Annotated in this window: 23 protein-coding genes; 15 read left to right on the top strand and 8 right to left on the bottom strand. The window is 63.1% G+C overall.

What is annotated here, in order from left to right; translation table 11 throughout:
• Positions 1–116: 116 nt before the first annotated feature.
• Together B0919_RS22350 and B0919_RS22345 are read right to left on the bottom strand one after the other, a co-directional pair.
• Positions 117–989: a hypothetical protein gene (locus B0919_RS22350; RefSeq protein ID WP_078014528.1), complete on the bottom strand. Its 873-nt coding sequence runs from the start codon at positions 987–989 to the stop codon at positions 117–119.
• Positions 990–1020: 31 nt separating this feature from the next.
• Positions 1021–2238 carry a site-specific integrase gene (locus B0919_RS22345; protein ID WP_139362324.1) on the bottom strand — a complete coding sequence of 406 codons (1218 nt, stop codon included), beginning with the start codon at positions 2236–2238 and terminating at the stop codon, positions 1021–1023.
• Positions 2239–2695: 457 nt separating this feature from the next.
• Between B0919_RS22345 and B0919_RS22340 the strand changes: the two genes are divergently transcribed.
• Positions 2696–3121, top strand: coding sequence for a hypothetical protein (locus B0919_RS22340; RefSeq protein ID WP_078014526.1), 426 nt, complete (start codon positions 2696–2698; stop codon positions 3119–3121).
• A gap of 10 nt (positions 3122–3131) precedes the next feature.
• Here the strand turns inward: B0919_RS22340 and B0919_RS22335 are convergent, their stop codons facing one another.
• Together B0919_RS22335 and B0919_RS22330 are read right to left on the bottom strand one after the other, a co-directional pair.
• Positions 3132–4487, bottom strand: coding sequence for a carboxylesterase family protein (locus B0919_RS22335; RefSeq protein ID WP_078014525.1), 1356 nt, complete (start codon positions 4485–4487; stop codon positions 3132–3134).
• Positions 4488–4706: 219 nt separating this feature from the next.
• On the bottom strand, positions 4707–5090 hold the full coding sequence (locus tag B0919_RS22330) for a hypothetical protein (RefSeq protein WP_078014524.1): 384 nt from the start codon (positions 5088–5090) through the stop codon (positions 4707–4709).
• 478 nt (positions 5091–5568) lie between these two features.
• Here B0919_RS22330 and B0919_RS22325 point away from each other — a divergent pair, with 478 nt between their 5' ends.
• The 4 genes from B0919_RS22325 to B0919_RS22310 all read left to right on the top strand — a co-directional run bounded on the left by B0919_RS22325 (position 5569) and on the right by B0919_RS22310 (position 10286).
• Positions 5569–7203, top strand: a complete 1635-nt coding sequence (locus tag B0919_RS22325; protein ID WP_078014523.1) for a carboxylesterase/lipase family protein — start codon at positions 5569–5571, stop codon at positions 7201–7203.
• Between the two features lie 194 nt (positions 7204–7397).
• Entirely contained in the window at positions 7398–8075 is a 678-nt protein-coding gene (locus tag B0919_RS22320; protein WP_078014522.1) for a response regulator transcription factor, read from the top strand.
• On the top strand, positions 8072–9319 hold the full coding sequence (locus B0919_RS22315; RefSeq protein WP_078014521.1) for a sensor histidine kinase: 1248 nt from the start codon (positions 8072–8074) through the stop codon (positions 9317–9319). Before B0919_RS22320 ends, B0919_RS22315 begins: the two co-directional genes overlap by 4 nt.
• 112 nt (positions 9320–9431) lie before the next feature.
• Positions 9432–10286: a phosphatase PAP2 family protein gene (locus B0919_RS22310; RefSeq protein WP_217701063.1), complete on the top strand. Its 855-nt coding sequence runs from the start codon at positions 9432–9434 to the stop codon at positions 10284–10286.
• Between the two features lie 57 nt (positions 10287–10343).
• On the opposite strand, the gene B0919_RS22305 is transcribed toward B0919_RS22310, so the two are convergent.
• Complete coding sequence (locus B0919_RS22305; RefSeq protein ID WP_078014519.1) at positions 10344–10742, bottom strand: group III truncated hemoglobin; 399 nt, start codon at positions 10740–10742, stop codon at positions 10344–10346.
• A 34-nt stretch (positions 10743–10776) separates the two neighbouring features.
• Entirely contained in the window at positions 10777–11274 is a 498-nt protein-coding gene (locus tag B0919_RS22300; RefSeq protein ID WP_078014518.1) for a hypothetical protein, read from the bottom strand.
• Between the two features lie 274 nt (positions 11275–11548).
• On the opposite strand from B0919_RS22300, the gene B0919_RS22295 reads away from it, so the two are divergent.
• From B0919_RS22295 to B0919_RS22250, 10 genes are all read left to right on the top strand, one after another.
• The gene (locus B0919_RS22295) at positions 11549–13975 is read left to right on the top strand and encodes a heavy metal translocating P-type ATPase (protein ID WP_254846646.1); all 2427 of its coding nucleotides are present in this window, start codon (positions 11549–11551) and stop codon (positions 13973–13975) included.
• Between the two features lie 7 nt (positions 13976–13982).
• Complete coding sequence (ccoS, locus tag B0919_RS22290) at positions 13983–14141, top strand: cbb3-type cytochrome oxidase assembly protein CcoS (RefSeq protein WP_078014517.1); 159 nt, start codon at positions 13983–13985, stop codon at positions 14139–14141.
• A 204-nt stretch (positions 14142–14345) separates the two neighbouring features.
• Positions 14346–14777 carry a hypothetical protein gene (locus B0919_RS22285; RefSeq protein WP_078014516.1) on the top strand — a complete coding sequence of 144 codons (432 nt, stop codon included), beginning with the start codon at positions 14346–14348 and terminating at the stop codon, positions 14775–14777.
• Positions 14778–15126: 349 nt separating this feature from the next.
• A complete protein-coding gene (ccoN, locus tag B0919_RS22280) occupies positions 15127–17331 on the top strand; it encodes a cytochrome-c oxidase, cbb3-type subunit I (RefSeq protein WP_078014536.1) in 2205 nt (734 codons plus the stop codon).
• 96 nt (positions 17332–17427) lie between these two features.
• On the top strand, positions 17428–17631 hold the full coding sequence (locus B0919_RS22275) for a hypothetical protein (RefSeq protein ID WP_078014515.1): 204 nt from the start codon (positions 17428–17430) through the stop codon (positions 17629–17631).
• Positions 17625–18551: a cbb3-type cytochrome c oxidase N-terminal domain-containing protein gene (locus B0919_RS22270; RefSeq protein WP_078014514.1), complete on the top strand. Its 927-nt coding sequence runs from the start codon at positions 17625–17627 to the stop codon at positions 18549–18551. The genes B0919_RS22275 and B0919_RS22270 overlap by 7 nt, the downstream gene beginning before the upstream one ends.
• Before the next feature lie 311 nt (positions 18552–18862).
• A complete protein-coding gene (ccoG, locus tag B0919_RS22265; protein ID WP_078014513.1) occupies positions 18863–20275 on the top strand; it encodes a cytochrome c oxidase accessory protein CcoG in 1413 nt (470 codons plus the stop codon).
• Between the two features lie 160 nt (positions 20276–20435).
• A complete protein-coding gene (locus B0919_RS22260) occupies positions 20436–20921 on the top strand; it encodes a FixH family protein (RefSeq protein ID WP_078014512.1) in 486 nt (161 codons plus the stop codon).
• Positions 20922–20978: 57 nt separating this feature from the next.
• The gene (locus tag B0919_RS22255; RefSeq protein ID WP_254846645.1) at positions 20979–21794 is read left to right on the top strand and encodes a sulfite exporter TauE/SafE family protein; all 816 of its coding nucleotides are present in this window, start codon (positions 20979–20981) and stop codon (positions 21792–21794) included.
• 42 nt (positions 21795–21836) lie between these two features.
• Entirely contained in the window at positions 21837–22727 is an 891-nt protein-coding gene (locus B0919_RS22250; protein WP_078014510.1) for a universal stress protein, read from the top strand.
• A gap of 143 nt (positions 22728–22870) precedes the next feature.
• Here B0919_RS22250 and B0919_RS22245 read toward each other — a convergent pair whose 3' ends face one another.
• Both B0919_RS22245 and B0919_RS22240 read right to left on the bottom strand, forming a co-directional pair.
• Entirely contained in the window at positions 22871–23929 is a 1059-nt protein-coding gene (locus B0919_RS22245) for a response regulator (RefSeq protein ID WP_078014509.1), read from the bottom strand.
• Entirely contained in the window at positions 23901–25520 is a 1620-nt protein-coding gene (locus tag B0919_RS22240; protein WP_078014508.1) for a sensor histidine kinase, read from the bottom strand. Before B0919_RS22240 ends, B0919_RS22245 begins: the two co-directional genes overlap by 29 nt.
• Positions 25521–25666: the final 146 nt, after the last annotated feature.

The following is a 25666-nucleotide window of genomic DNA, read 5'->3' as shown; positions in this document are numbered from 1 at the left end:
ACGAACGTAGTCGTCTCGCCAAGCCCTTGCCAGTTTTACCCGATCCGTTACCCGTTAACGTCGGATTTACCCGTTATTCAACGCAGACTGGCTAAACCTTACCCCTCGTTTACCTCCTACTTCCTTATGTCCTTGATGGCAGCCCGTGCCGTACGAAGTAGCGCACTGTGCCGACTTTCCTGCAGTTTGTCTGGATATTCTTTCAATGTTGGACGGTCGTACTTGACGGCGAAGTATTCAACGACCTGCGGCTTGGTGACATAGGGGAAAGTGCATTGCTCTTCTACCAATGCATCGACTAAAGCCCGGACCACACCAGCGAAGCCACGGGTACCCTGAGCTTTCTTCACTAGTTGTAAGCTCTGTTCCACCTGTTCACACATCGCAGCATTGAAGTTTGGCACGAACACGTTCTGATGTATTTGCTCCAGCTGGCGAGCCTTTGCATTCTCACCTAATAGCTCCCTCGGAACGAGTACTTCCTCTCTGCCACTCTCCGCAACTTGGCGAAGCATGCGCGAGACTTTATTCAAATAGCGGTCCGCTTTGCTGGTGAGCAACACCAGTGAGCCAGCTTCATCACATACCCTTTTTGCATCTGCTCGCATGTGCTCGTTCAGGAACATGCCGAGTGTCAGCAATTGCATCTCGGCTTCTTCCTGCACACGCTTCGGCTGCAAACGCACAGGTAACGACGCCGTTAACTCCGTCCGAAGCTGGGTTGCTCGCTGAATCAGTGGACTTAGCTTTGACTGTTCCAACTCGGCCAACGCTTCCGCTATGTAAGTGCTGCGGTCTGCTGAAGGTAGACTAGCCATATTCTGGCGTACCTCGGTGCGCAGTGCTCTATAGTGGCTCACCACAGACATTTGCACGGATTCATCCAACAAGCCCTGCAACTGGAAGCTGTACTTCGCTTTGGATGGCTGCTTATACAGCCCTTTCAGATGCTTGAGAAAAGCCTTGAGGGCGGCGTAGGAAACAATCATGAAAAATGCGCACCACCTGCGCCTATAGGAATTAATCGCAGAGAAAATTAGCAAAGGCCTTTATCTGCCGCTCCTCCGTCACCTGAATGTATCGCCGAAACGACTTCATGTCCTTGTGCCCAGTGGCCTTCATGATAACTTCCCAAGGCAAACCGCTCTCCAAAGCCAAGGTAACAAAGGTGCGCCGCCCGGTGTGAGAACTGATCAGTTCGTATTTAGGCAAGGATTGAGCATGACGTTGCCCGCCGCGGTAACTCATGTGCTCCGTCGCAGCATCAACCCCGGCTCGTTGGGTCACTTCCTTCACAAACTCATTCAACTTTTGGTTGGTGATAGGGTGCAGTTCACCAGCCCACAGACGGTTCAGCAGTACTCGTGACTTAGGCGTGACCGGAATGATTAGGGTGTCTCGGGTTTTCTGCGTCGTCACTTTGAGCCTGTCACCCTTGTCGTGCTCCCGACGCAAGGCAGCCACGTCGGAGAAGCGAAGCCCGGTGTAGCAGCTCAGTAGAAACAGCCCCCGGGCATTGTCCAAGTAGTGTCCCTTGGGCAGCTCCAAACCCTCAATGGCGCGTACTTCGTCGCGGGTCAGAGCTATGACATCCGGTTCGCGGTGCTTCCACGAAAACTTCTTGAAAGATAGGTTCGTGTTTAGCCCGCGGTCGGTAGCAAAACCAAGGAAATTTTTCAGAATAGCCCCGTTCTTCCGAACAACGGAATCGTTGAGGCCTGCTGTCTCGATCAGGTAAGCAGTGAATTTGTCGGCAAAATCCGCGTTGAGCGCGGCAAAGCTGAGTTTGTAGCGAGTGGCTTTTTCAAACGCCTGTAAATGTCGCAGTGTGGTCCGGTACGTGCGGATAGTGTTGGGCGACTTGGTTAAAGCCGAGGCCGCAATCCATTGCTCGAATAATTCGGAGAATGTAGGGCCAGCAGCTTTAGCAACAACTTCCTCTTCCGGTTCAACTACAGCCTTCAGCGCTTCGGCACTTGGGATGACGCCATCGGCGCGCTGCTCGGCGTAAAAGGTTTGCAACTTCTCTCCCATTCGCTTCAGACCTCGGTTCAATTCACCGTTGGCAGCGGGGTAGCCTCGAGTCTTGGCTTGCTGATCTTCCGAATTCCACTGGCCTGGGTGGATGCTGTACCCCGAGTAGATCTTGGTGCGCTTGCCATCGGCGGTCAACAGAATAAAAACGGCGGTTGGGCGGTCCGCTTTCGTGTCTTTCAGATGAAAGGAAATTTTGGCCATGATGAGGTCGTTTGGCGACTCACCAAAGGTATAGCTTTCCAACAATCGGGGTACAACTAGGGGTACAAATAATTCGGTTACTCCCGATAAATGGCTACATAAGGCAATAGCAGCTATTGACAAAAAGGCCTTTTAAAGCTATTCAAGCAAATTTTACGCATCTTCTTTCATCGTATTCAAACTAATAGTTCGACTCCCTACGTGACCACTCCTACCAAGCAAAACCCCGATTCTGACTCAGAATCGGGGTTTTGTGCTTTTGGTGTGTCTTTGTTGTAAGTCGATAAAATTATGGCGTGCAAGCCGGAGCTGCCTGAAAGCCGGGTATCTGGGGAATTAGGCCGGCGCAGAGGCATTGAGTCCCGTATTCGTGCTACTTATTGCCACTACCTAGAGCTTCTGGAGTTGCGCCCGAAGCAATAGCCCTCTTTCCGACTACCTACGGCACATCTATCTTATGCTTTTCACCCCGAGCACGAAAGTGCTATACGCCGACCAATACCTAAGCATTCGGCTGCTCACCAACTCGTACCGCGCGGCTGTGGAAGTGGACTGGCTGAATCACTGCAGCGGTGAGGAATTACGGCGCTTATCGGCGCAGGCGGCCCAGCTCGCCCAGCGCCACTACGTTACCAGCTGGATTGCCAACGACCGGGCCCTGGGCGAGCTGACCCACGGCGACCTGTGCTGGGCCGAGCAAATGCTCAATCATATGCACTGCGACCTGGGCCTCGACCGATTCGCCATGATCGTGTCGGACCTGCCCGCCAATCAGCAGCTACTTCAGCCGCTGCTGGACAAGTACTCCGGGCCTCGCTCCCATATCTCGCTACGTTTGTTCACCGAACCTAACCAAGCTCGCCTATGGGCGCTTTCTCTTTGAAGTAACCTGCTTAGGCTACTTTCCCTTGCTCCTGCGTTATCTGCTTCACCTGCACAACGCCGGCAACGCTCACTTGGGAGGGCAACCTCCCAGTCCGGACGAAGTCGGCCCAGATCTGCCGGACCTGCTTGCCAGCGGCGTTTATTTCTGCCCAAGGGGCGTCGCCGACCAGTGGAACATTGGCCCAGGTGGCAGGTGAGCCGAGCAAAAACGGCAAATCGATGGTGTGGGCCGCGCCTAGCACGCTGCCGGGGGGCTGGTACGCGAAAAGAAAGTGGTAAGCCCGTCCGCCGGCCTGGGCGTGGCGGCGCGCAAAAGCATCGACGGGGTCCAGGTAGATGCGGTGGGAGCCGAAGCTGACTAGCCGCTTTATTAGCGCCGAGCCGAACACCGGCACGCGCAGCAGCCAGTTGAATTTGGGCTCAATCACGGCAAAAAACCGTAGCTCTTCCGCCGTGGCACCGATAAGCACGTCAATGCCGGGAGCCACGGCGCGCCAGGCCTGATCAATGTCTGCCTCCGCCGGTAGCGGGAAGGCTCCGTACTGGGTACCGAAGGGCATGCCGCTGCGCAGACCAAACCGCCGGGCCGCTGCCCAGGCTTTGGGCTCACGTAGCAGTACATCGGCGGGCGACGCAGACGTGGGGATACTGCCGACTGCGGCAGTCATGGCCCGCGTCAAGGCGGCGCGGTTGCGCGCCAACCCCAGGGGTGGGCTGTGCATGATAACCCGCCGAAACAGGCCCTGGGCCCCCTCGGCCACCAAGAGGTGCGCAATGGCGTCGCCGCCCGAGGAATGCCCCAGCAGCGTGACGCAAGCCGCGTCGCCGCCAAACGCCGCGATGTTGCGCTGCACCCAGCGAAGGGCTTCCAGCAAATCGAGCAGGCCCAGGTTGGGCGGGGTGCCGCCTTGACTGCCCAGAAAGCCGAACAAGCCCAGCCGGTACGTAACAGCCACCACAATTACCCGCTGCTCCGCAACCAGCGAGGCGGGGTCGTAGAAGGCCAGGTCGCCGGCACCGGAGACGTAGGAGCCGCCGTGCACCCACACGATGACGGGCAGCTGTTCATCGGCTCGGATATCGGCAGGCAGGGTGAGCGAGAGCCGCAGGCAGTCTTCGCTGTAGGTGATGCCGGCCAGCACCGGCCCAAGCGCTTGGGCCAACACCGAATCGGTGACCTGGGGGCAGACCGGGCCCGGTTGCGTGGCGAGAATGGGCGCGGCGGAAGGCGGCTCGGCTACGGGCGGCTGAAACCGGTCCGCGCGGGCGTAGCGAATGCCGCGGGCCCGCACCACGGCGCCGTCGCGGTAGGCCAGGATGGTACCGGCGGGCGTTTTGAACTGAGGCTGCGGCGTTGTGGTCATGAATTTTCGAAGTCGGCGCAGCGGGTTTTATTAGCGCCCAGCGGCCCAGCAGCCAGGCCTGTGTGCCGCCGACGGCCGGGCTGCGCATGTACGCCGATGATGTGGGCAGCGTTGGCGCGGGGTCATTTTTACCTCAGCCGCACTCCGCGCGCTGCACAGGCGCTGCGCAAGGCGGCCTTGGTTCTAAACCGCAGCTTGTCAGCCTTAGGTCAGCCTTTTTTAGGCGACCTGCAGTTCCTCTTCGCGGTAGCAGTCCCAGTAGCCGTCGTTCAGCCAATACACGTTTACCCGGTGCACCAGGCCGGTAGCCGGGTGACGCTCCTTGACTTGCCCGCGCCAAATGATGGTATGCGCCCGGGTGTTGATAGCCGCCTGCACTATTTGACCCACGTCGTAGGCGTACGTGGTGGCAGAAGGCTTGTAATAAACCGGTCCTTGGGCCACGGCAGCAACATCGGATGCGGCTACGGCCATGGTCACTGGGGGCGCCACGCACGGGTGCTCGTGCCAGGCCAGCAGCTCCCCGCACTCGGGACAGAGCGCCGAAGCGTCTTCGTCGCTGGGCACCACATGAGCGTCGTCGAGCTCGGCGACAGCGGCCAACGGCCCGTCTGTGGCGCCTGCCGCTAAGCGAGCAACGGGCTGGGCGTTACCGCGCTTGGCTGACGCTGTTTTTTTAGCGTTTGCCATACAGAATAGCTAAAAGTTTCAGCTAAGTTACTTCTTGCTAATACGTTTGGCAAATAACCCCTGGGTAATAGCCAGTTCACGAGGGGTTGAGCAGAGCTTACAAAAAGGCATTTAATACCGGCTACAGGCCCTTTTTAACCTTAGCAGAGCTGAATTTAGGTGGCAATTATCTTCTGCGAAATCAACTCTGTAACCGGGCCACCATACTGAACAAAGTGCCGGGTTTCAGCTTGCTTTTCAGCCTTAGGTGGATTTTCTCAGGCCAGAGCTAATGGCGCCTCATGCTGCACATTGGGCAATAAGCTCACGTTACCGTATCATCACTTGCCACTGTAAGACTGCTCCGGGGGAGCATTACCTTCACACATCGTTATTTTTTCGCTGCCGGCCTATGAAACGCCTTCTGTTGCTCGCGCTACTTACCCACGCTGTTCTTGTCGCCGCCATGGCTCAAACTCCTAAACCGGCTTCTGGAGCGCCGCGGGTGCAAACCGCTAATGGGCAGCTGGAAGGCGTGGTGCTTAGTAGCGGCGTGCGCGCTTTCCGGGGTATTCCGTTTGCTGCGCCACCGGTGGATGCCCGGCGCTGGCAGCCGCCGCAGCCGGCCGCGGCCTGGACGGGTGTGCGGGCGGCCAAGGAATTTGGGCCGCGGGCTATGCAGCTGCCGCTATTCGGCGACATGAATTTTCGCTCGGCGGGCGTAAGCGAGGATTGCCTGTACCTGAACGTGTGGACCACTGCGGCCGCGGCCAAGGAGCGCCGGCCGGTGCTGGTGTACTTTTACGGGGGCGGTTTCGTGGCCGGCGACGGCTCCGAACCGCGCTACGATGGGGAAAGCATGGCCCGCCGCGGCATCGTGGTTGTGACGGTGAATTACCGGCTCGGCGTGTTGGGCTTCCTGGCTCACCCCGAACTGACGGCGGAATCGGCCCGGCACGCCTCGGGCAACTACGGCCTGCTCGACCAGCAGGCGGCCCTGCGCTGGGTGCAGCAGAACATTGCGGCCTTCGGTGGCGACCCGCAGCAGGTCACCATAGCAGGCGAATCGGCGGGCTCCATGTCGGTGAGTGCGCAGATGGCCTCGCCGCTGGCCCGGGGCCTGTTTGCCCGCGCTATCGGGGAAAGCGGCTCGTTTCTGAACTCCGGCTTCGGCCCGGTGCCACTGGCCGAAGCTGAGCAAGCCGGCGTAGCCTTCGCCCAGAGCGTGGGCGCTACGTCGCTGGCGCAACTGCGGGCCCTGCCGGCCCAGCAGTTGCTGGAAGCTACTGGCAAGCCTGGCAGCCCGCGCTTCGCTCCTACCGTCGATGGATACTTTTTTCCGCAGGCGCCAGCTGCCATCTTCGCCGCCGGGCAGCAGGCGCGGGTGCCGCTGCTGGTGGGCTGGAACTCGCAGGAAATGAGCCCCAACTTCCTGCTTGGGGCGCAACCGCCCACCCCCGACAACTTCCGGCAGGCGGTGCAGCAGCGCTTCGGGAGCCGCGCCGAGGAAGTCCTGCGCCTGTACCCGGCCGCCACGCCGGCCGAGGCGGAGCAGGCGGCCACCGATCTGGCCGGCGACCTGTTCATTGCCTACACTACCTGGAAGTGGGCCGACGCCCACGCCCGCACCGGCGGCCAGCCCGTGTACCGCTACCTCTACGCCCGGCCGCGCCCGGCCATGGTGCCGGCCATGGGCAATGCGCAGCCGGGCCTGGCGGGCGGCGTGGTGAAGGGTGATGCCAAAGCGCCCGTAGCGCCGCCGGCCCGCGGCGCGGTGCACTCGGCCGAAATCGAGTACGCGCTGGGCAACCTCGCTACCAACAAGGTATATGCCTGGACGCCCGACGATTACCGGGTATCGACCACGACGCAGGGCTACTTCGCCAACTTCATCAAAACCGGCAACCCTAACGGCAAAGGCCTGCCCGCCTGGCCGGCCGCTACGGGCGCCACACCGCAAGTGCTGCACCTGGACGTGACGACTCGCGCCGAGCCCGAGCAGCACCGGGCGCGCTACCTGTTCCTGGATCAGCAGCCCCTGAAGTAAGGTCTTGCTCTGCCTGCGTTTACCGGCCGCGCCCGAAGTGCAGGGCGTTGCGCCTAGCCGCTGACGCAGCGGGCACCCAGGCCGCGCGGCGTTGCGTATGTGGCCTTACGTCTGGCCGGCTTCGGCAAGGCGCTGGCCCCTGAGCCGCACCGGGGCCGCCTTCCTTTTCCGCTTACCGCTTGTAGTTCCGTCCCTTGAAAGTTCTGATTGTCGAAGACGAGGCCGCTTTGCGCGCTTCCCTGCTCGATTACCTGCGCCACGGCGGCTACGTGTGTGAATCGGCCGAGACGTACCGGCTGGCCCACGAGAAAATTAAGCTCTACCAATACGACTGCGTGCTGGTGGACCTTACGCTGCCCGACGGCGCCGGGCTGGACCTGGTGCGCACGCTCAAGGCCGATAAATCGGTGGCGGGCGTACTCATCATTTCGGCGCGCGGTGCCCTCGACGATAAGGTACAGGCCCTGGAACTGGGCGCCGATGACTACCTGCAGAAGCCCTTTCACCTGGCCGAGCTGAACGCCCGCCTGCGGGCCGTGATGCGCCGGCGGCAGTTTCAGGGGCAGCCCCACCTCTCCTTCCGCGACCTGACGGTGTTTCCCGACCAGGCCCTGGTGCTGGTGAAGGAGCAGCCCGTCACGCTCACGCGCAAGGAATACGATTTGCTGCTGTTTTTTTTGGCCAACCCCAGCCGCGTGCTCACCAAGGAGGCCATTGCCGAGCACATCTGGGGCGACGCGGCCGACATGGCCGACTCGTTCGACTTCATTTACACCCACCTGAAGAACCTGCGCAAGAAGCTGCAGGAGCTTGGGGCCGACAACTACATCCGGACCATTTATGGCCTGGGCTACAAGCTGGAACCGGCGTGAAGCTGCTCACTACCACCAACCGCTACCACCTGGCCTTGGTAACGGCGCTTTTCGTGCTCGGCACGGCGGCCCTGTACTACGGCCTGCAGCGTGCCCTGGCCCATGAGGTAGACGAGCAGCTGGGCCTGCACCGCACCTTCCTGGCCGAGCGCGTGCAACGCACGCAGGCCCTGCCGCCTATCCTCACGCCCAACGAGTTCAGCATCAGCCCCGCGCCGCGAGCCGAGGGCTACGGCGACACGCTGTTGCTGGACCCGGCCGAGGGCACGCAGGTGCCTTTTCGGCAAGTAACCTTTCGGGTGCAGGTGCAGGGGCGACCGTACTGGCTCACGGTGCGCAAGTCGCTGATCGAAACGGCCGACGTGCTACAGGTGGTGCTCACGGTGATGCTGCCGGTGATGGCGCTGCTGTTCGTGAGCCTGGTGCTGCTGAACCGGTGGTTGTCGCGCTGGCTGTGGGCGCCGTTTCAGCACACGCTGGCCGCGCTGCGCCGCTACCAGCTGCAGCAGCCCCAAACCCTGGCCCTGCCCCCCACGCGCATCGACGAGTTCAGCGAGCTGAACCAGGCCGTGACCCAGCTAACCGAGCGCGTGGCGGCCGACTACCGCGCCTTGCAGGAATTCACCGAAAACGCTGCCCACGAAACCCAGACGCCGCTGGCCATCATGCAGGCGCAGCTGGAGCAGCTCATGCAGCTGCCCGAACTGCCGGCCGCGGCGGCCCGGCCGGTGCAGGAGCTGTACCGCGGCACGCTGCGCCTTTCGCGCCTGCACCAGGCCCTGACGCTGCTCAGCAAAATCGAGAACCGGCAGTTTACCGACGCCCGCCCGGTGCGCCTCGACGAGCTGCTGGCCGACAAGCTGGAGCAGCTCCAGGACTTTGCCGAGGCCAAGCAGCTCCAGCCCGAGCTGGTGGTAGCCGCGCCGCTGACGGTGGCCATGCACCCGGCCCTGGCCGACTCCCTGGTGAGCAATCTGCTGCAGAACGCCATTAAGCACAACCGCCACGGCGGCAGCCTGCGGGTGAGCCTGACGGCCGAAGCGCTGGAAATAGCCAACACCGGCCCGGCACTGAGCGGCGACCCAATGCAGCTGCTCGGCCGCTTTCGCAAGCACAACGCCGCTTCGGACTCGCCGGGGCTGGGCCTGTCCATCGCCCAGCAAATCTGCGCGCACTACGGCTACCAGCTGCACTATGCGTACCGCGCAGCTCAGCAGCTGCACATCCTGCGGGTGCAGTTTTAGCCGACCAGCCACCGACTCCAGATTTACCACAGATTCAGATAATAGCTTGTTGGTTGGATTTTTTAGCGCCGGAGGCTCGGCCCCGGCGCTACCACTTCTTTGCCAACCAGCCTTGTATTCTCCGACGTCTCCCCGCCCCTGGCTTTTCGTGGCCGGCCTCTGGCTGCTGTGGCTGCTCCCGCTCTGCTCCGCGCTGGCGCAAGCTCCGCCCGCCGCTCCTAGCTCGGCCGCCGACAGCCTACGCGGCTCGCTTATTCCCGTTACGTCTGCTAATCCAATGCAGCTTCGGTGGCCGCGCTCGTTCGCGCACCTGCTGGCTCAGCCGGTAGTGCGGCAGGCAGCCGTGCCCGTGGCACTGCTGAGCCTGGCCGTGCTCGGCACCGAAAAGGTAGACGCGATGGAAACCGACGAGGTGCTGCGCGCCGAGGTGCACAAGTACGTGCACATCCGCACCAACCTAGACGACCAGCTGCGCCACGTGCCGGCCTATGCCGCCCTGAGTCTGAGCCTGCTGGGCGTGAAAGGTCAGCACAGCACCCTGAATCAGGCACTGCTGTTCGGGCTCAGCTACACCATCAACAGTACCATCACCAGCAACCTCAAGCACCTGACCCACGTGCAGCGGCCCACCAGCACGGGCTTCGACTCCTTCCCCAGCCAGCACACCAGCGCGGCTTTCTCGGCCGCCACGTTTATGCACCGGGAGTACGGCGGCCGCAGCATCTGGTACAGCGTGGGCGGCTACACGGTGGCCACGGCCACGGGCGGGCTACGCATTGCCAAGGACAAACACTGGCTTTCCGATGTGCTGGCCGGCGCCGGCGTGGGCATTGCCTCCACCGAGCTGGCCTACTGGATATACCCCTGGCTGCACCGCCAGCTCACCAAGGGCCTCGGCGAACGAGCCGTGGTCATCCCCAGTTACCTGAACGGCGCGGCTGGCGCCACGGTGATAGTAGCGCTGTAAGCTGCTCTGGTAAAATGCCAAACGGCGCTGCCCCGACCGAGGCAGCGCCGTTTGGCGTTAGAGAATCGACAGCGGGGACTTTGGCCGCATGCGGTACTCGAACATGGTAGCAATGTTCAGGGCCTTGACCTTGACTTCCTCGGCTTTGGCCCCGGCAAAGTTTTCGACCACCGTCTGGTAAAACAGCTGCAGCCAACGCTGAAAGTGCGCTTTCTCGATGGGCAGGGCCAGGTGCTTGGGGAACGGGCGCCCCTTGTAGCGTGCCGTGCCCAGCAGGATGCTGCTCCAGAAATCGTACATGATGGGCAGGTGCGCTTCCCAATGCACGGCCGCTATTTCGTTGAATACTGGGCCCAGCAGCTCGTCCTGGTTGACTTTGTCGTAGAAACGGTCGACCAGCGTCCGAATGTCGGTTTCGGTGCTGATATCGGGCAGAGAAGAGGAAATGGCGGACATGCTAAAGCAAAGGAAGAGCAGGAAGAACAGCGGCCTAGGCGCTTTGGTGCCGCCGGCCGTAGCGGTGCGACTCGTGGCGGCGGGCCATGCGCACCGTCCAGCGGAAAGCCAGCACACCGGTGGTCAGCAGGCAAAGCAGCTTGCTGGCTTCGAGCACCACGTAGGTCATGTGCTGGGAGTTGGGCGGGTTGGGCGTGCCGGCCTGCAAAGCTAGGGCGCGCGCGTCGAGGGCGGGCAGCAGCCACAGCGTCTGGGCCGTGAGGATGACGACGGCCACCAGCAGCGTGGTCCAGATGCGCGAGGGCACGCCCAGCACACCCGCGCAGAGCAGGGCCGCCACGCTCAGCACCAGCTCCACCTTATTGAGCGCGTGAAACACAATGCGGCCGATGCCCACGCCCAGCACCACGGTGATGTTGGGCGCGGTGAACTTCAGCGGGGCTTCCAGGAAAGAAATGCCGCAGATCATGCCCGCCCACAGAAACAGGGCCAGCACCAGCAGCAGCGAGAGAGTAATGGACGAAGGGCGCATAACGCAAGACGGAAAAGGCGAAGGCAGCGCGGGCTTTAGCCCGCGTTTGGCCGGACGATTGTCGGGGCGCGCCGGCCCCGCGCACAATCCTGGGCTGCTGCAGCCCGCTACCGGCGCGGCAGCACGCTGATCGGCCAGCCAAAAGTCCGGCGGCGTTGGGCCGGCGGCGCTGACGAGGATCAGCCGGGTCACCTGACGTTCGTCAGCTTTTGCCGGCCGGGGGCAGGGGAAATTTGCTGAGCCATCCGAGCTGACCTCTGCGTGGCTTCTTCGCGTGAATACCACTGCCGAACATACGCATACCACCACGGCCTGCACCCACTGCGGCGACGACTGCCCCGAGCAACCGATTATGCTGCTGGACAAGGCTTTCTGCTGCCAGGGCTGCAAGGCCGTGTACGAGCTGCTAGACGCCAACAACCTGTGCCGTTACTACTCCCTATCGGACGAGCACCCCGGCCAGAAAGTGCAGGCAGTGGAGCTGCCCGGCCGCTTCGACTACCTGACTGAGGAATCGGTGCAGGCCCAGCTGCTGAGCTTCCGCTCCGAGAAGCTGGCCCGCCTCACGCTGCACCTGCCGCAGATGCACTGCGCCTCGTGCATTTACCTGCTCGAAAACCTCTACAAACTGAACCCGGGCGTGGCCGAGTCACGGGTAAACTTCCTGCGCAAGGAAATCAGCATCAGCTACCTGCCCGCCGAAACCTCGCTTAAGGACGTGGTGAAGCTGCTGGCCGCGCTGGGCTACGAGCCGCAGATAACCCTGGCCGAGCTGGGCGCCCAGCCCCACCACGGCAGCCGCCGCATCTACTACCAGCTCGGGCTGGCCGGCTTCTGCTTCGGCAACGTGATGCTGCTGGCCTTCCCCGACTACCTGAGCTTCACCGATCAGCTGGCGCACGAGTTCGGGCACTTTTTTGGCTACTTGAGCCTGATGTTGGCCCTGCCGGTGCTGCTCTACGCCGCCCAGGATTTCTACCGCTCGGCCTGGGCCGGGCTGCGCCAGCGCTACATCAACCTGGATTTTCCCATCAGCCTGGGCCTGACCTCGCTGTTTGCCGTGAGTACCTACGAGGTGCTCACCCACAGCGGCGCGGGCTACTTCGACTCGTTCACGGGGCTGGTGTTCTTCATGCTCATCGGCAAGTGGGTGCAGCAGCGTACCTACGACGCGCTGCGCTTCGACCGGGACTTCACCTCCTACTTCCCTGTGGCCGTGACCCTGCTCACGCCCGAGGGCGAAAAATCGGTGTCGGTGAAGGAGCTGCGGGTGGGACAGCGCATCCGGGTGCGCAACCAGGAAGTGATTCCGGCCGACGCCATGCTGATGCGCGGCACCGGCCAAATCGACTACTCGTTTGTGTCGGGCGAGTCGGTGCCGGTGGCCAAGGTGGCGGGCGAGGTGGTGTACGCCGGCGGCCGGCAGGTGGGCGAGGCCGTGGAGCTGGAGGTGGTGCGCGAGGTGTCGCAGGGCTACCTCACGCAGCTCTGGAACAATCCCGCCTTCCAGAAAGCCGAAAAGCAGACCCTGGAAACCTACGCCAACAAGGTGGGCCGCTACTTCGTGGCCGCCACCCTGCTGATTGCCGCCGGCGCCATTGCCTACTGGCTGCCGCGCGACCAGCAGATGATGTGGCGCGCGTTTACCTCGGTGCTGGTCATTGCCTGCCCCTGCGCCCTGTCGCTGGCTACGCCCTTCGCCCTGGGCAGCGCCCTCACCGTGTTCGGCCGCCACAAGTTTTTCCTGAAAAACGCCGCCGTCGCCGAAACGCTGGGCCGCGCCACCACCATCGTGTTTGACAAAACGGGCACGCTCACCGACGTGAAGCAGTCGGCCGTGGAGTACGTGGGCCCGACGCTCACCGTGCGTGACCAGCAGGCCGTGGCCGCCGTGGTGGCCCAGAGCACGCACCCGCTCAGCTTGCGCCTGACCCAGGAGTTGCCCGCCGGCCTGCTGGCCGTGCGCGACTTCGTGGAAGTACCCGGCCAGGGCCTGCGCGGCATGGTCGACGGGCTGCTGATTAAGGTTGGTTCGGCGGCTTTCGTAGGGGCCGGGCCGGCAGGCAAACAAGCCTCAAAAACCGCCGACAACATGCAGTCCCGGGTGTACGTGAGCCGGGCGGGCGACCTGAACGGCTGCTTCGTGTTCCGCAACGTGTACCGCCAGGAGCTGCGCGCGGTGCTGGCCGACCTGGGCCGGCGCTACCGGCTGGCCGTGCTCTCGGGCGACAACGACACCGAGCAGGAGCGCCTGCGGGAGCTATTCGGGCCCCAGGCCGAACTGCGCTTCCGCCAGACGCCGCAGCAAAAGCTCGACTACATCGCCGAACTGAAGCGCCAGGGCCAGACCGTCATCATGATGGGCGACGGGCTCAACGACGCCGGCGCCCTGCAGCAGGCCGATGCCGGCATTGCCCTCACCGACACGCTCTCCAACTTCTCCCCCGCCTGCGACGCCATTCTCGATGCCGCCAGCTTCGGGCGGCTGAGCACCTTCCTGAAGTTTACCCAGGACTGCCTGCAGGTGGTGCTGGCCACCTTCGTCCTCTCCTTCGTCTACAACGGCCTCGGCCTGGGCCTCGCGGTGCAGGGCAAGTTCACGCCCATCGTGTCGGCCATTCTAATGCCCATCAGCTCGCTGAGCGTGATGGTATTTGCCACCCTGCTGGTGCGCTACGCCGCCCACCGGCGCCAACTTTAACCTTGCCATGGAAATTATCTTCGGCCTCATCACCATCTCGCTCTGCGTGGCTGTGCTCTTCCTGCTCGCCTTCGTCTGGGCCGTGCGCAGCCAGCAGTACGACGACACCTACACGCCCGCCGTGCGCATGCTCTTCGAAGACCAGGAGGAGAAGCCCGCGCCTTGAGGTAAGCTTGCTGCGGTAGTGTAGAGACGCGAATACACGTTTCCTCGTTAGCGCCGTGTGGGCGCCCATCGTTCGACGACTAGACGCAGGTGTATGCGTCTCTGCAGCGTACCGACGACCTTGGTGCCCATCTGAGCTGGCGCCACCCTACGGTCCGGCTGGTCGTAAGCAAGGCAGCAGGGCCTACTTCCCTGCCCCACCCTCATGCAACACCACACCAAGACCACGACTTTGCAGGATGCCGCCCGCAGCATCCTGGGCACCTTTATGGTGGTGGCCGGCACCGGCCACCTCACGTTTCAGCGGCGCGCGTTTCAGGCCCAGGTACCCGACTTTGTACCGCTCGACAAAGACACTACCGTCCTGCTCTCGGGCGTGGTCGAAATTGGGATAGGCCTGTCGCTGCTGTTCTGGAAACGTGAGCGGGCGATACTCGGGCTGGCGCTGGGCGCCTTCTACGTGGCGGTGTTTCCCGGCAACGTGCACCAGTACACCCACCACCTGAGCGCCTTCGGCCTGGACACGGACCAGAAGCGCCTGGCGCGGCTGTTCTTCCAGCCGGTGCTAGTGGCCTGGGCCCTGTGGAGCACTGGGGCACTGAAGGCGCTGTGGAACAGCCGGAAGCAACGGGCTTAATTTGATAATACTACTAATACAGCCGCTAGCTGGACTTCAAAAGGTCCAGCTAGCGGCTGTTTTTGGCTACAGCGCTACAGCTAGCTCCCCTCCTCAGCTGAGGAGGGGCTGGGGGTGGTTGAAAGGTTAGAGCTAGAAGCTAGTTCTAGAAGTCATTCAATAATTGGCCAACCACCCCTAGCCCCTCCTCAGCTGAGGAGGGGAACTAACTATAGCTTCTGATTCTAGCACAGGGGGCGCAGCGGCCTGACGGCTGACATCAATCAGGCGGCACGCCTGACGTTCGTCATCTTTTCGCGGCCGCGCCTGGGGGAGTTTTGTGATACTCAAAATCAACCCGTTTCGCGCTATGGCTGTGCTGGTCCAAGCGAAACCGCCCCAGGAGCTGGATTCCTCCCCGAAGGCCGTTCTCGCATCGTTTTACGACAACAAAATCGTCCGAGACTTCGGCGTTGCCACCGTGTTCTGGGGCATTGCCGGCATGCTCATCGGGGTCATTGCGGCCTTCCAGCTGGCCCGCCCCGAACTCAACATGGGCACGCCCTACACCACGTTCGGCCGCATCCGCCCGCTGCACACCAACGCCGTGATTTTCGCCTTCGTCGGCAACGGCATTTTTACCGGCGTCTACTACTCCCTGCAGCGCCTGTGCAAGACCCGGATGTACTCCGACCTGCTCAGCAAAATCCACTTCTGGGGCTGGCAGCTCATCATCGTCTCGGCCGTGGCCACGCTGCCGCTGGGCTTCACCACCTCCAAGGAATACGCCGAGCTGGAGTGGCCCATCGACATTGCCATCACGCTGATCTGGGTGGTATTCGGCTGGAACATGTTCGGCACCATTGCCCGCCGCAAGGAAAAGCACCTGTACGTGGGCATCTGGTTCTACATCGCCACCTTCCTGACCGTTGCGGTGCTGCACATCGTCAACTCGATGGAAATCCCGGTGTCACTGCTGAAGAGCTACTCGCTCTACGCCGGGGTGCAGGACGCGCTGGTGCAGTGGTGGTACGGCCACAACGCGGTGGCCTTCTTCCTGACCACGCCCTACCTGGGCCTGATGTACTACTTCCTGCCCAAAGCGGCGGAGCGCCCGGTGTACTCGTACCGCCTCTCCATCATCCACTTCTGGTCGCTGATTTTCATCTACATCTGGGCTGGCCCGCACCACTTGCTTTACACCGCCCTGCCCGACTGGGCGCAGAGCCTCGGCGTAGTCTTCTCCGTGATGCTCATCGCGCCGAGCTGGGGTGGCATGATCAACGGCCTGCTCACGCTGCGCGGCGCCTGGGATAAGGTGCGCCAGGAGCCCATCCTGAAGTTCATGGTGGTGGCCATTACGGCCTACGGCATGGCCACCTTCGAAGGCCCGATGCTGAGCCTGAAGAACGTCAACGCCATTGCCCACTTTACCGATTGGATTGTAGCCCACGTACACGTCGGCGCCCTGGGCTGGAACGGCTTCCTGACCTTCGCCGTGCTCTACTGGCTGTGGCCGCGTCTGTACCAGACCCCCATCCACTCGCGCAAGCTGATGAACACCCACTTCTGGCTGGGTACCCTCGGCATCCTGTTCTACGCCATCCCGATGTACTGGGCGGGCTTCACGCAGGGCCTGATGTGGAAGCAGTTCAACGAGGAAGGCATGCTGCAGTACGCCAACTTCCTCGAGACGGTGATGCAGATTGTGCCCATGTACTACCTGCGCGGCATCGGCGGGGTGCTCTACCTGAGCGGCGTGTTCCTGATGGTGTACAACCTCTACCAGACCGCCAAAGCCGGCACGCTGCTGGCCAACGAGAAATTCCATGCCCCAGCCGTTGCCATCGACAACGAGCACAGCCACGAGGGCGGGCACTGGCACCGCTGGATTGAGCGTCGCCCCGTGCAGCTGAGCATCGGCGCCACCATTGCCATCCTCATCGGCGGCCTGGTGGAAATGGTCCCGACGTTCATGATCAAGTCGAACGTGCCCACCATTGCCTCGGTGAAGCCCTATACCTCGCTCGAACTCGAAGGCCGCGACCTGTACATCAAGGAAGGCTGCGTGAACTGCCACTCGCAGATGGTGCGCCCTTTCCGCTCCGAAACCGAGCGTTACGGCGAGTACAGCAAAGCCGGCGAGTTTGTGTACGACCGGCCCTTCCTCTGGGGCTCCAAGCGCACCGGGCCCGATCTGCACCGCGTGGGCGGCAAGTACCCGCACTCCTGGCACTACAATCACATGATGGACCCCACCAGCATGTCGCCGGGCTCGATCATGCCGCCTTACCCCTGGCTGTTCGAGAATGACATCGACTACTCGGACACGCCCGCCAAGATCAACGCCCTGCGCAAGCTCGGCACGCCCTACCCGGCGGGCTTCGAGCAGCAGGCCGTGGCCGAGGCCCGCAAGCAGGCCGCGGGCATCGTGGCCGAGCTGGCCAAGGAAGACATCCAGGTGAAGTCGGACAAGGAAATCGTGGCGCTCATTGCCTACCTGCAGCGCCTCGGCACCGACATCAAAGTGAAGGACGAGCAGGCGGCCGCCGTAGCCGCTGCCGCCGCCGAGTAATCATCATGGCCCCGGGCGGGGTGCCGAACCCAAGACGTGCTGGAAACACCTGCTTCCGGCGCCCCGCCCCTAACGGCCGGCCAAGACCGAGCAGTCATGTACAAGAACGTTCTGGAGAACATTGCGGGCATCGAAATCTACCCGATCATCTCCTTCGCCATTTTCTTTCTCTTTTTCCTCTCCCTGCTGGTGTACGTGGCCGTGGTAAGCCGCTCGCACATCCAGGCCATGAAGCAAATGCCGCTGCTGGACGACGACCACGCCGCGCCGGCCCAAACGGAAGGAGGTGCGCTGTGCTAACGCGTAAGGTTACTCTCCCGGCGCTGCTCACCCTGAGCACACTCTTCAGCGGCGCTGCGGCCCTGGCCCAGGACGCCGCGGCCACCGCTGCCCCGGCCGCCGACGCCGCCAAAAAAGCTGCCGAAACCGGCTCGGAGCTGACCACCGTGCTCTGGCTCATGGGCGGGCTGACGGTGCTCATCGTGTTCATCCTGCTGCTGCTCTTCGCCCTGCTCTGGCAGATGCGCCCGCTGCTCTGGAAGATCTACGAAATCGAAACCATCCGCGAACAGTGGTACGGCCGCGCCCTGGGCCTGTTCCTGGGCGACACGGTGGGCCTGACCGGCAAGTACCAGGAAGACGTAATGGCCGGCCACGACTACGACGGCATCACGGAGTACGACAACGACCTGCCGCCGTGGTGGAAATACGGCTTCTACCTGACCATCGTGTTCGGCGTGGCCTATTTCATCCACTTCCACGTGACGGACAGCGGTAAGCTCAGCGAAGCCGAGTACCAGAACGAAATGGCCGAAGCCGCGCTGATGGCCGCCAAAATGGGCGCCAACGACGACCCCAACAAGCCCACCGACTACAAGGTGCTGACGGCCGCCACCGACATCGAAACCGGTAAATCCCTGTTCGCGCAGAACTGCGCCGCCTGCCACGGCCAAAGCGCCGAAGGCAAAGTGGGCCCCAACCTGACCGATGAGTACTGGCTGCACGGCGGCGAAGTAAACAAGGTGTACCACACGGTGAAGTACGGCGTGCAGGGCAAGGGCATGGTGGCCTGGAAAGGCAAGCTCTCCTCCAAGCAGATGCTGCAGGTGTCGTCTTATATCCTGACGCTGCAGGGCTCGAAACCGGCCAACGCCAAAGCCCCGCAAGGCGAGAAAGAAACGGCCAGCAACGCCGCCGGCAAGCCGGTAGCCCAGCTGTAATCAGTTCTGCTCTACAGAACGTCATATCGAGCTAGTCGAGACATGACGGACCAGAGTAAGGAAACGCAAAACCAGCCCGCGGCGGCAAATTCTGTCCCGCCGTTCGTCCGGACGCTGCTTTCAGCACAGCCCCCGTCCGGATAAGCCGCCAGCCTCACCCGTTGGCGGCGGGCGTTTTTCGGGGCTCTTCGGCGCCTGCAAGGAGCAGCCGCCACGCCAGGCCGCTTGCCGCCGGCCGACGGAATGTGTAGCAGACTTCAATACTCGCCCCAACGCCGCCGCTAGCGGTGGCCGAGCGCAGAGTTCATCCGATGAGTACCGTCGCCAACAAACCCGCCACCGAATCCTTCCGCGACTCTATCGCCACGATAGACAGCGAGGGCAAGCGCGTGTGGCTGTACCCCAAGAAGCCCAAGGGCAAGCTTTACTCGGCCCGCACGTGGGTCAGCTACGGCCTGCTCACTCTGCTCTTCGCCGGCCCGTGGCTGCGCATCCACGAGTTGCCCATGCTGATGCTCAACGTGGTGGAGCGCAAGTTCATCATCTTCGGGCAGATCTTCTGGCCCCAGGATTTCTTCATTCTGCTGCTGGGCTTCATGGCCTTCGTGCTCTTCATCATCCTCTTCACGGTGGTGTACGGGCGCATTTTCTGTGGCTGGGTGTGCCCGCAGACCATCTTCCTGGAAATGGTGTTTCGCCGGGTGGAGTACTTCTTCGAAGGCGACGCCCCGCAGCAGAAGGCGCTGGACAAAGCCGACTGGACCTGGAACAAAATCGGGCGCAAGACGGGCAAGCACGTCGTGTTCGTGCTCATTTCCTTCCTGATTGCCAATACCTTCCTGGCTTACATCATCGGCTCTGATGCCTTGGTGAAGATCATCACCGACTCGCCGCTCAAACACCTGGGCGGGCTCACGTCGATGGTGTTGTTCACGGGCGTATTCTACGCCGTGTTTGCCCACTTCCGCGAGCAGGTGTGCACCATTGCCTGCCCCTACGGCCGCCTGCAGGGCGTGATGCAGGACAAGAACACCATTACCGTGGCCTACGACTACGGCCGCGGCGAGCCGCGCGAGAAGCTGCGCAAAAACCAGGAGCGCCAGGCCGGGGACTGCATCGACTGCCGGCAGTGCGTGCAGGTGTGCCCCACCGGCATCGACATCCGCAACGGCGCCCAGCAGATGGAGTGCATCAACTGCACCGCCTGCATCGATGTGTGCAACTCCATCATGGACCTAATAAACAAGCCCCAGGGCCTGATCCGCTACGACTCGGAAGCGCACATCGAAGCCGGCACCAAGTTCAGGGTCACGGGCCGCATCAAGGCCTACTCGGCCGTGCTGGTGCTGCTGCTGGGCGTGATGGCGGGCCTGCTGCTGACGCGCTCCAACGTGGCTGCCACGGTATTGCGCACGCCCGGCCAGCTCTACCAGAAGACGGACCACCGCTCCGTCACCAACCTCTACAACGTCTCCGTCATCAACAAAACCAACCAGGCCATGCCCATTGAGCTGCGGGTGCTGGAGCCGGCCGGCGGCACGGTGCAGCTGGTGGGCCAGAGCGGCCTGAAGCTGCCCGCCCAGGGCAAGGTCGACGGGGTGTTCTTTGCCGAGCTGCCCCGCACGGCCCTCACGCGCACCAGCAACAAAATCCGCATCGGCGTTTACAGCGGCGGCCGGCTGATTACGGAGGAGCAAACCAAGTTTCTGGCCCCTCCCATGTAACAGAGCTCGTCTGTCACCCTGAGCAGAGCGAATGACCTACTCACGCCGAAACGACTCGCGCTGGATAGTTGCCAGCTGATGTGAGCAGGTCCTTCGGCCAGCGCCGTACGCCGGATGAGGACGACAGACGCCCCCTGGCCCCGCAAAACCCTTCCCCATCATGACTACCCTCACCGTGAATAAACCCGCCCCGGCGCAGCAGCGCAGCCTCTGGCCCTACGCCATCATTGCCACTTTCGTGCTCTTCGCCTGTTTTATCGGCTACATGGTCAAGCAGGCCATGGGCACCAGCGTGGACCTGGTGAGCAAAGACTACTACGAGCAGGAGCTGCAGCACCAGCAGCGCATGAATGCCGTGGCCCGCACGGCTGCCCTGCCCGGCACCGTCACGCTCACGCATACGGCCGGTACGCTCACCTTGCAGCTGCCCGCTTCGCTGCGGGGCCAGGAAGTGAGCGGCAAGGTGCAGTTTTTCCGCCCCTCCGACCAGACGCTGGACTTCAGCGTGCCCCTGCGGCCCGATGCCACCGGCGCGCAGCAGCTCAGCACCACCAAGCTCAAGCCCGGCTACTGGCGCGTGCGCCTGGATTTTGAGGCCGGCGGGCAGCCTTACTTCGTGGAGAAAAGCATGGTGGCGGGCAACTGATTTTTGTCATAGCGTACGGCTCAGGCGCTGACGAACTTGCCCTTCGTTAGCGCCTGCGTGCGTTTTCGCCCCTTGGCCACGCTGCCGGCTGCTCATCAGCACCTCAGCTCATTCACCCTCATTAGCACCTCAACCGACATGCTCTGGGCCGGTTTTCTTTTCGGACTTCTGGGCAGCTTCCACTGCGTAGGGATGTGCGGCGCTATTGCGCTGGCCCTGCCGGGTGCCGGGCAGCGCGGGTGGCGCTACGTGGCCGGCCGCACCCTTTACAACCTGGGCCGCATCAGTACTTACACAGCGCTGGGCGCGGGGGCGGGGCTGCTGGGCCAGTCGTTGCGCTTGGCGGGCGCGCAACAGGGCCTGTCCATTGCCTCGGGCGTGCTGATTCTGCTGCTGGTGGCCGTGCCTGAGCGCTACACCGGCCGCGCCGCGGCAGCCGTGGGCCTCGACCGGGTGCTGGCCCGCCTTAAGCACGCGCTGGCGTATTGGTTTCAGCAGCACTCCCTCGGGGCCTTGTACCTGACCGGCGTGCTAAACGGGTTGCTGCCCTGTGGGCTGGTGTACCTGGCATTGGCAGGCGCCTTGAGTGCGCCGGGCCTGGGTGGGGCCGCGGCCTATATGGCGCTGTTTGGGCTGGGTACCCTGCCGCTGATGCTGGCCCTGTCGCTCACGGGGCAGCTAGTGCCGCTGCACTGGCGCGTGCGGCTGCGGCAGGCCGTGCCGGTGGTAGCCACGACCATGGCCATACTCTTTATTGTGCGCGGGCTGGGGCTCGGCATTCCCTACCTGAGCCCGCGCCTGGCCATCACGCAGGCAGCGCACGGCTCCGCTGCGCCGCGCATCACGGTGTGCCACGCTGTACCGGCCCAATAAGCTTTACCCAGTTGCCTTCCTCCGCCTAACCGCTTCGCTGCCATGAATCCCATCCTCGTCCCCGTCGACCTTACCGCTGCCGCGGAGCATACCTTAGTGTACGCTAACAAGCTGGCCGTGCGCCTGGAGGCCGACGTCGTACTGCTCTACTGCCACCACGGCGCCCTCAGCCCGGCCGAAGCCGCCGACTACCAGAAGCGCCTGCAGACGCTGGCCGAGCGGCTGCGCTACGTGCAGCTTACGCGCCAGGACGGCCGCCGCATCCGCTACCGCTACGCTGTGCGCTCCGGCTGCCTGCACGACCACGTGCAGCCCGTCATCGACGAGCAGCAGGCCGCCCTGGTAGTGATGAACCTGGAGCACGTCGATTGCGGCGAAGTGGCGCTGAGCGGCAACCACGCCGCCCGCATTGCTGAGCTGGCCAGCTGCCCGGTGCTGGTGGTGCCGCCCGGCACCCAGCCGCTGCCCTCGCGCATGGTGTTCCTGGCCGATTTCACGCACCTGCCCGCCGCGGCGCTGTCGACGCTGGGCACCTTCACCCGCGGCCTGCGCGCCCACCTGCGGCTGGTGCACTTCTACCAGCGGCTGGAGCTGGCCGAAATCATCGGCATCAAGCGCGGCATGCAGCAGATCAAGCACGCGCTGGGCGGCGTGCCCATCGACAGCCAGTTGGTGCTCGACGATGACCCCATGGAAGGCATCGGAGAATTTTGCGCCCACATGCAGGCCCAGCTTCTCGTGTTGTCGCCCACCGAAAGCGGCCTGCTGCCACGCTTTTTCGATGTGTGCTACACCAAAACGCGCGCTTACCACACCCGCATTCCGGTGCTGGTGCTGCCCCAGCCAGCCACGACCGACGCCGTCTGCTGTGAGCAATGCGCCCAGCGCGCCAAATCTGCAGTGGCCCCGGCCTCGCTGGCTGTGGGCGCTTAACCCCGCTCATCTCTGCCCCGTTATGGATGCCATCCGTAGCACTTCTTGCCTCTGCTCGCATAAACACCCGGCCGCTGTGCCGGCGCGGCACCCGCCCAAAGGCCGGTACCGCGCCGGCACAGCGGCCGGAACGTTGATTGGGCTTACCAGTTGGCGCGCCGCAGCTTGTCGGGCTGAAGCACACGGATATCCTTGCCGGCCAGCTCGATCAGCCCGTCCTGCTTGAACTCGCTCAGTGTGCGAATCAGCGACTCGGGCGCGGTGCCGACGAGGGCGGCCATGTCGTCGCGGGAAAGCTGAAACGTGGGCGCCAGGCTGCTGTCGGCGGCGTGCTGCTCGTGCAGGTGCAGCAGCGTATCGGCTACGCGGCGGCGGATGGAGTTGTAGGCCATGCCCACCAGCTGCTGCTCTCGCTCGCGCACGCGCCCGGCCAGCAGGCGGATAAACTGCTGGCTCACATCGGGGTTGCGCAGCAGCAGCTGCATGAAGTCGTCCTTCGGGATGTACACCAGCTCGGAGTCGTCGACGGCCACGGCCGAGTCGCCGTGCTTGGTGTGCTCCAGCAAGGGCATGTAGCCGAAGAACTCGCCCGGGCCGTAAATGCCCGTAATCAGCTCCTTGCCGGCAGCGGTGGTCTTCACGGTTTTCACCCGCCCGGCCTTCACGAAGTAGAGCCGCGTCGGTTCGTCGCCTTCGCTGTACACGTCCTGCTTTTTGCGCACGGTGTGCACTTTGCGGTCCACCGACAGGCTTTGCAGGTTGCCCACCACGCGGGCATCTTCCAGAAACTCCTGCAGGCCTTCGCGCTGCAGGTCGTAGTCGGGCTTGAGGTGGCGGAAACGGTTCAGGCGCCCGGTAATGGCGCTCAGCAGCTCGCTCTCGTCGAAGGGCTTGGTGAGGTAGTCGTCGGCGCCCAGCTCCATGCCTTTGCGCATGTCGGTGCGCTCGGTTTTGGCCGTCAGGAAGATGAACGGGATGCCCGCCAGCTGCGCATCCTGGTTGAAAATCTGCAGCACGCCGTAGCCATCGAGCACCGGCATCATAATGTCGCAGATGACCAGATCGGGCCGGGTGGCGCGGGCCTGCTCCACGCCGAGTTTGCCGTTTTCGGCCGTGAGCACGGCGTAGCCGGCCAGTTCCAGGATTTCGGCGGTGCTCTCGCGGATGAGGTCGTTATCCTCGATCAGCAGAATGGTTTTCATAGGGAATGGTGACGGTGACGGTGGTACCGTGGTTTAGCTCGCTCTGCAGGGCGATGCGGCCGCCCATCAGCTCGAGGTACTTGGCAATAATGTAGAGCCCCAGGCCCGTGCCGGGCACGTTGCCGGCGTTGCGGGCCCGGAAAAACCGCTCGAACAGGTGCTCCTGGTCTTCCTGGGAAATGCCCACGCCCTGGTCCTGGACCGACAAAGTAAACTCGCCGGCCGCGCATTCGGCGTGCACGCGCACCACCGAGCCCTCGCCGGAGTACTTGATGGCGTTGGAGAGCAGATTGACCACGATTTTGCGCAGCAGCGAGGGGTCCAGCCACAGCGGGGCGGCGCAGCCGATGTGCTGCTCAATGGTCTGGCCGGGCTTGAGCAGCGCCTGCACGTCGGGCAGGGTATCGGTCAGCAGCTCCCCGATGTGCAGCTCCACCGGCCGGGCTTCGATGCGGCCCTCCTCGATGCGGCCCACCGAGAGGAACTCCTCCAGAATGTCGTTCAGGTGCTTGACGGAGGAACGGATGCGCTGCAGGTGCTTCACGCGCTTGTCCTGCTGGTCGCCGCCGGGGTACTTCTCGATGAGCGTGGCCGAGTTCATCACGGCCGTAAGCGGGGTGCGAAACTCGTGCGAGGCCATGCTCACGAAGCGCGACTTCAGCTCGCCCAGCTCCTGCTCGGCGGCCAGGGCTTTGGTCAACTCCTCGCTGCGCTGCTCCAGCTGGGCCAGAGTGCTGAGCAGGGCGTGGGTGCGGTCGGCCACCTTCTGCTCCAGTTCGGCATTGAGGCGCTCCACGCGCTGGCGCTCGGCAATCAGCTCCCGCTCGGCTTCCTTTTTATAGGTGATATCGAGGATGTAAGACACCACGTACAGCTCGTTGTCGAGGTGAAAGTAGCTCAGGCTGACTTCCACCGGAAACACCGAGCCGTCTTTGCGCCGGGCGCGCAGGTCGCCGCGGTGGGCGCCCATGGCCCGCACGGAGGGGGCCGCGTTGAACGATTCGCGCAATTGTTCGTGGTGCGGCGCCACGTCGCGCGGCACCAGCACCTCAATGGCCTGGCCCAGCAGCTCGCCCTCTGCGTAGCCGAAGAGCTGCTCGGAGAGGCGGTTGGCCGATACGATGCGGCCCGCCCGGTCGCACATCACAATGCCAATGGTGGCGTTGGCCACCACGGCCTCGAAGCGGTTCATGCTCTGGGCCAGCTGCCGCTCCACCGTTTCCAGGCGGTTCTGCTCGTTGAGGCGCACCAGGTAGAGCGCATGGCCTTCGTGCTCGAAGTAGGTCAGCTCCAGGCGCCCGGCGAGTACGCGCCCGTCGAGGCGGTGAATGTCGGCGTTGGTGGCGTGGTAGCCGAAGCGGCGGGCCATGGCCAGGAGCTCGGGCCACGTCTGGCCCGCCAGCGGCTGCACGGGCAAGGCGCGGTCGGGCACCTCCAGGAATGCGGTTTCGTCGGCGTAGCCCAGCACCTGCGGCCCCTGCGGATTCACGCGGGCAAACCAGCCCAGCTGCTCGTCATATACGCCCACCAAGCCGGAGGCTCGGGCAAACAGCAAATCGGTTAAAGCCTGCGCGTAAGAGTGGGTGGGCATGGGCAAAGAAGCAGCGCGTACGTGGCGGGTGAACCCGGTGACAGGGCCAAAATTGGGGATAAATCGGCCGTTTATGATGGAAGTTACGCCGCGGCCTGACGAATATCATGGAATTCGGCGGCGGAAGCGGGCAATTTTACCGGCGT

Source organism: Hymenobacter sp. CRA2 (genome assembly GCF_002007105.1).
Classification (GTDB): Bacteria; Bacteroidota; Bacteroidia; order Cytophagales; family Hymenobacteraceae; genus Solirubrum.
Note: the sequence above shows the minus strand (reverse complement) of the source record. Positions and strands in the feature narration are given on the sequence as shown.

What these genes read in the sequence shown, in the direction of transcription:
- B0919_RS22350 (WP_078014528.1), bottom strand. Translation starts at nt 989, where the DNA reads ATGATTGTTTCCTACGCCGCCCTCAAGGCTTTTCTCAAGCATCTGAAA.
- B0919_RS22345 (WP_139362324.1), bottom strand. Translation starts at nt 2,238, where the DNA reads ATGGCCAAAATTTCCTTTCATCTGAAAGACACGAAAGCGGACCGCCCA.
- B0919_RS22340 (WP_078014526.1), top strand. Translation starts at nt 2,696, where the DNA reads ATGCTTTTCACCCCGAGCACGAAAGTGCTATACGCCGACCAATACCTA.
- B0919_RS22335 (WP_078014525.1), bottom strand. Translation starts at nt 4,487, where the DNA reads ATGACCACAACGCCGCAGCCTCAGTTCAAAACGCCCGCCGGTACCATC.
- B0919_RS22325 (WP_078014523.1), top strand. Translation starts at nt 5,569, where the DNA reads ATGAAACGCCTTCTGTTGCTCGCGCTACTTACCCACGCTGTTCTTGTC.
- B0919_RS22305 (WP_078014519.1), bottom strand. Translation starts at nt 10,742, where the DNA reads ATGTCCGCCATTTCCTCTTCTCTGCCCGATATCAGCACCGAAACCGAC.
- B0919_RS22300 (WP_078014518.1), bottom strand. Translation starts at nt 11,274, where the DNA reads ATGCGCCCTTCGTCCATTACTCTCTCGCTGCTGCTGGTGCTGGCCCTG.
- ccoS (WP_078014517.1), top strand. Translation starts at nt 13,983, where the DNA reads ATGGAAATTATCTTCGGCCTCATCACCATCTCGCTCTGCGTGGCTGTG.
- B0919_RS22285 (WP_078014516.1), top strand. Translation starts at nt 14,346, where the DNA reads ATGCAACACCACACCAAGACCACGACTTTGCAGGATGCCGCCCGCAGC.
- ccoN (WP_078014536.1), top strand. Translation starts at nt 15,127, where the DNA reads ATGGCTGTGCTGGTCCAAGCGAAACCGCCCCAGGAGCTGGATTCCTCC.
- B0919_RS22275 (WP_078014515.1), top strand. Translation starts at nt 17,428, where the DNA reads ATGTACAAGAACGTTCTGGAGAACATTGCGGGCATCGAAATCTACCCG.
- ccoG (WP_078014513.1), top strand. Translation starts at nt 18,863, where the DNA reads ATGAGTACCGTCGCCAACAAACCCGCCACCGAATCCTTCCGCGACTCT.
- B0919_RS22260 (WP_078014512.1), top strand. Translation starts at nt 20,436, where the DNA reads ATGACTACCCTCACCGTGAATAAACCCGCCCCGGCGCAGCAGCGCAGC.
- B0919_RS22250 (WP_078014510.1), top strand. Translation starts at nt 21,837, where the DNA reads ATGAATCCCATCCTCGTCCCCGTCGACCTTACCGCTGCCGCGGAGCAT.
- B0919_RS22245 (WP_078014509.1), bottom strand. Translation starts at nt 23,929, where the DNA reads ATGAAAACCATTCTGCTGATCGAGGATAACGACCTCATCCGCGAGAGC.
- B0919_RS22240 (WP_078014508.1), bottom strand. Translation starts at nt 25,520, where the DNA reads ATGCCCACCCACTCTTACGCGCAGGCTTTAACCGATTTGCTGTTTGCC.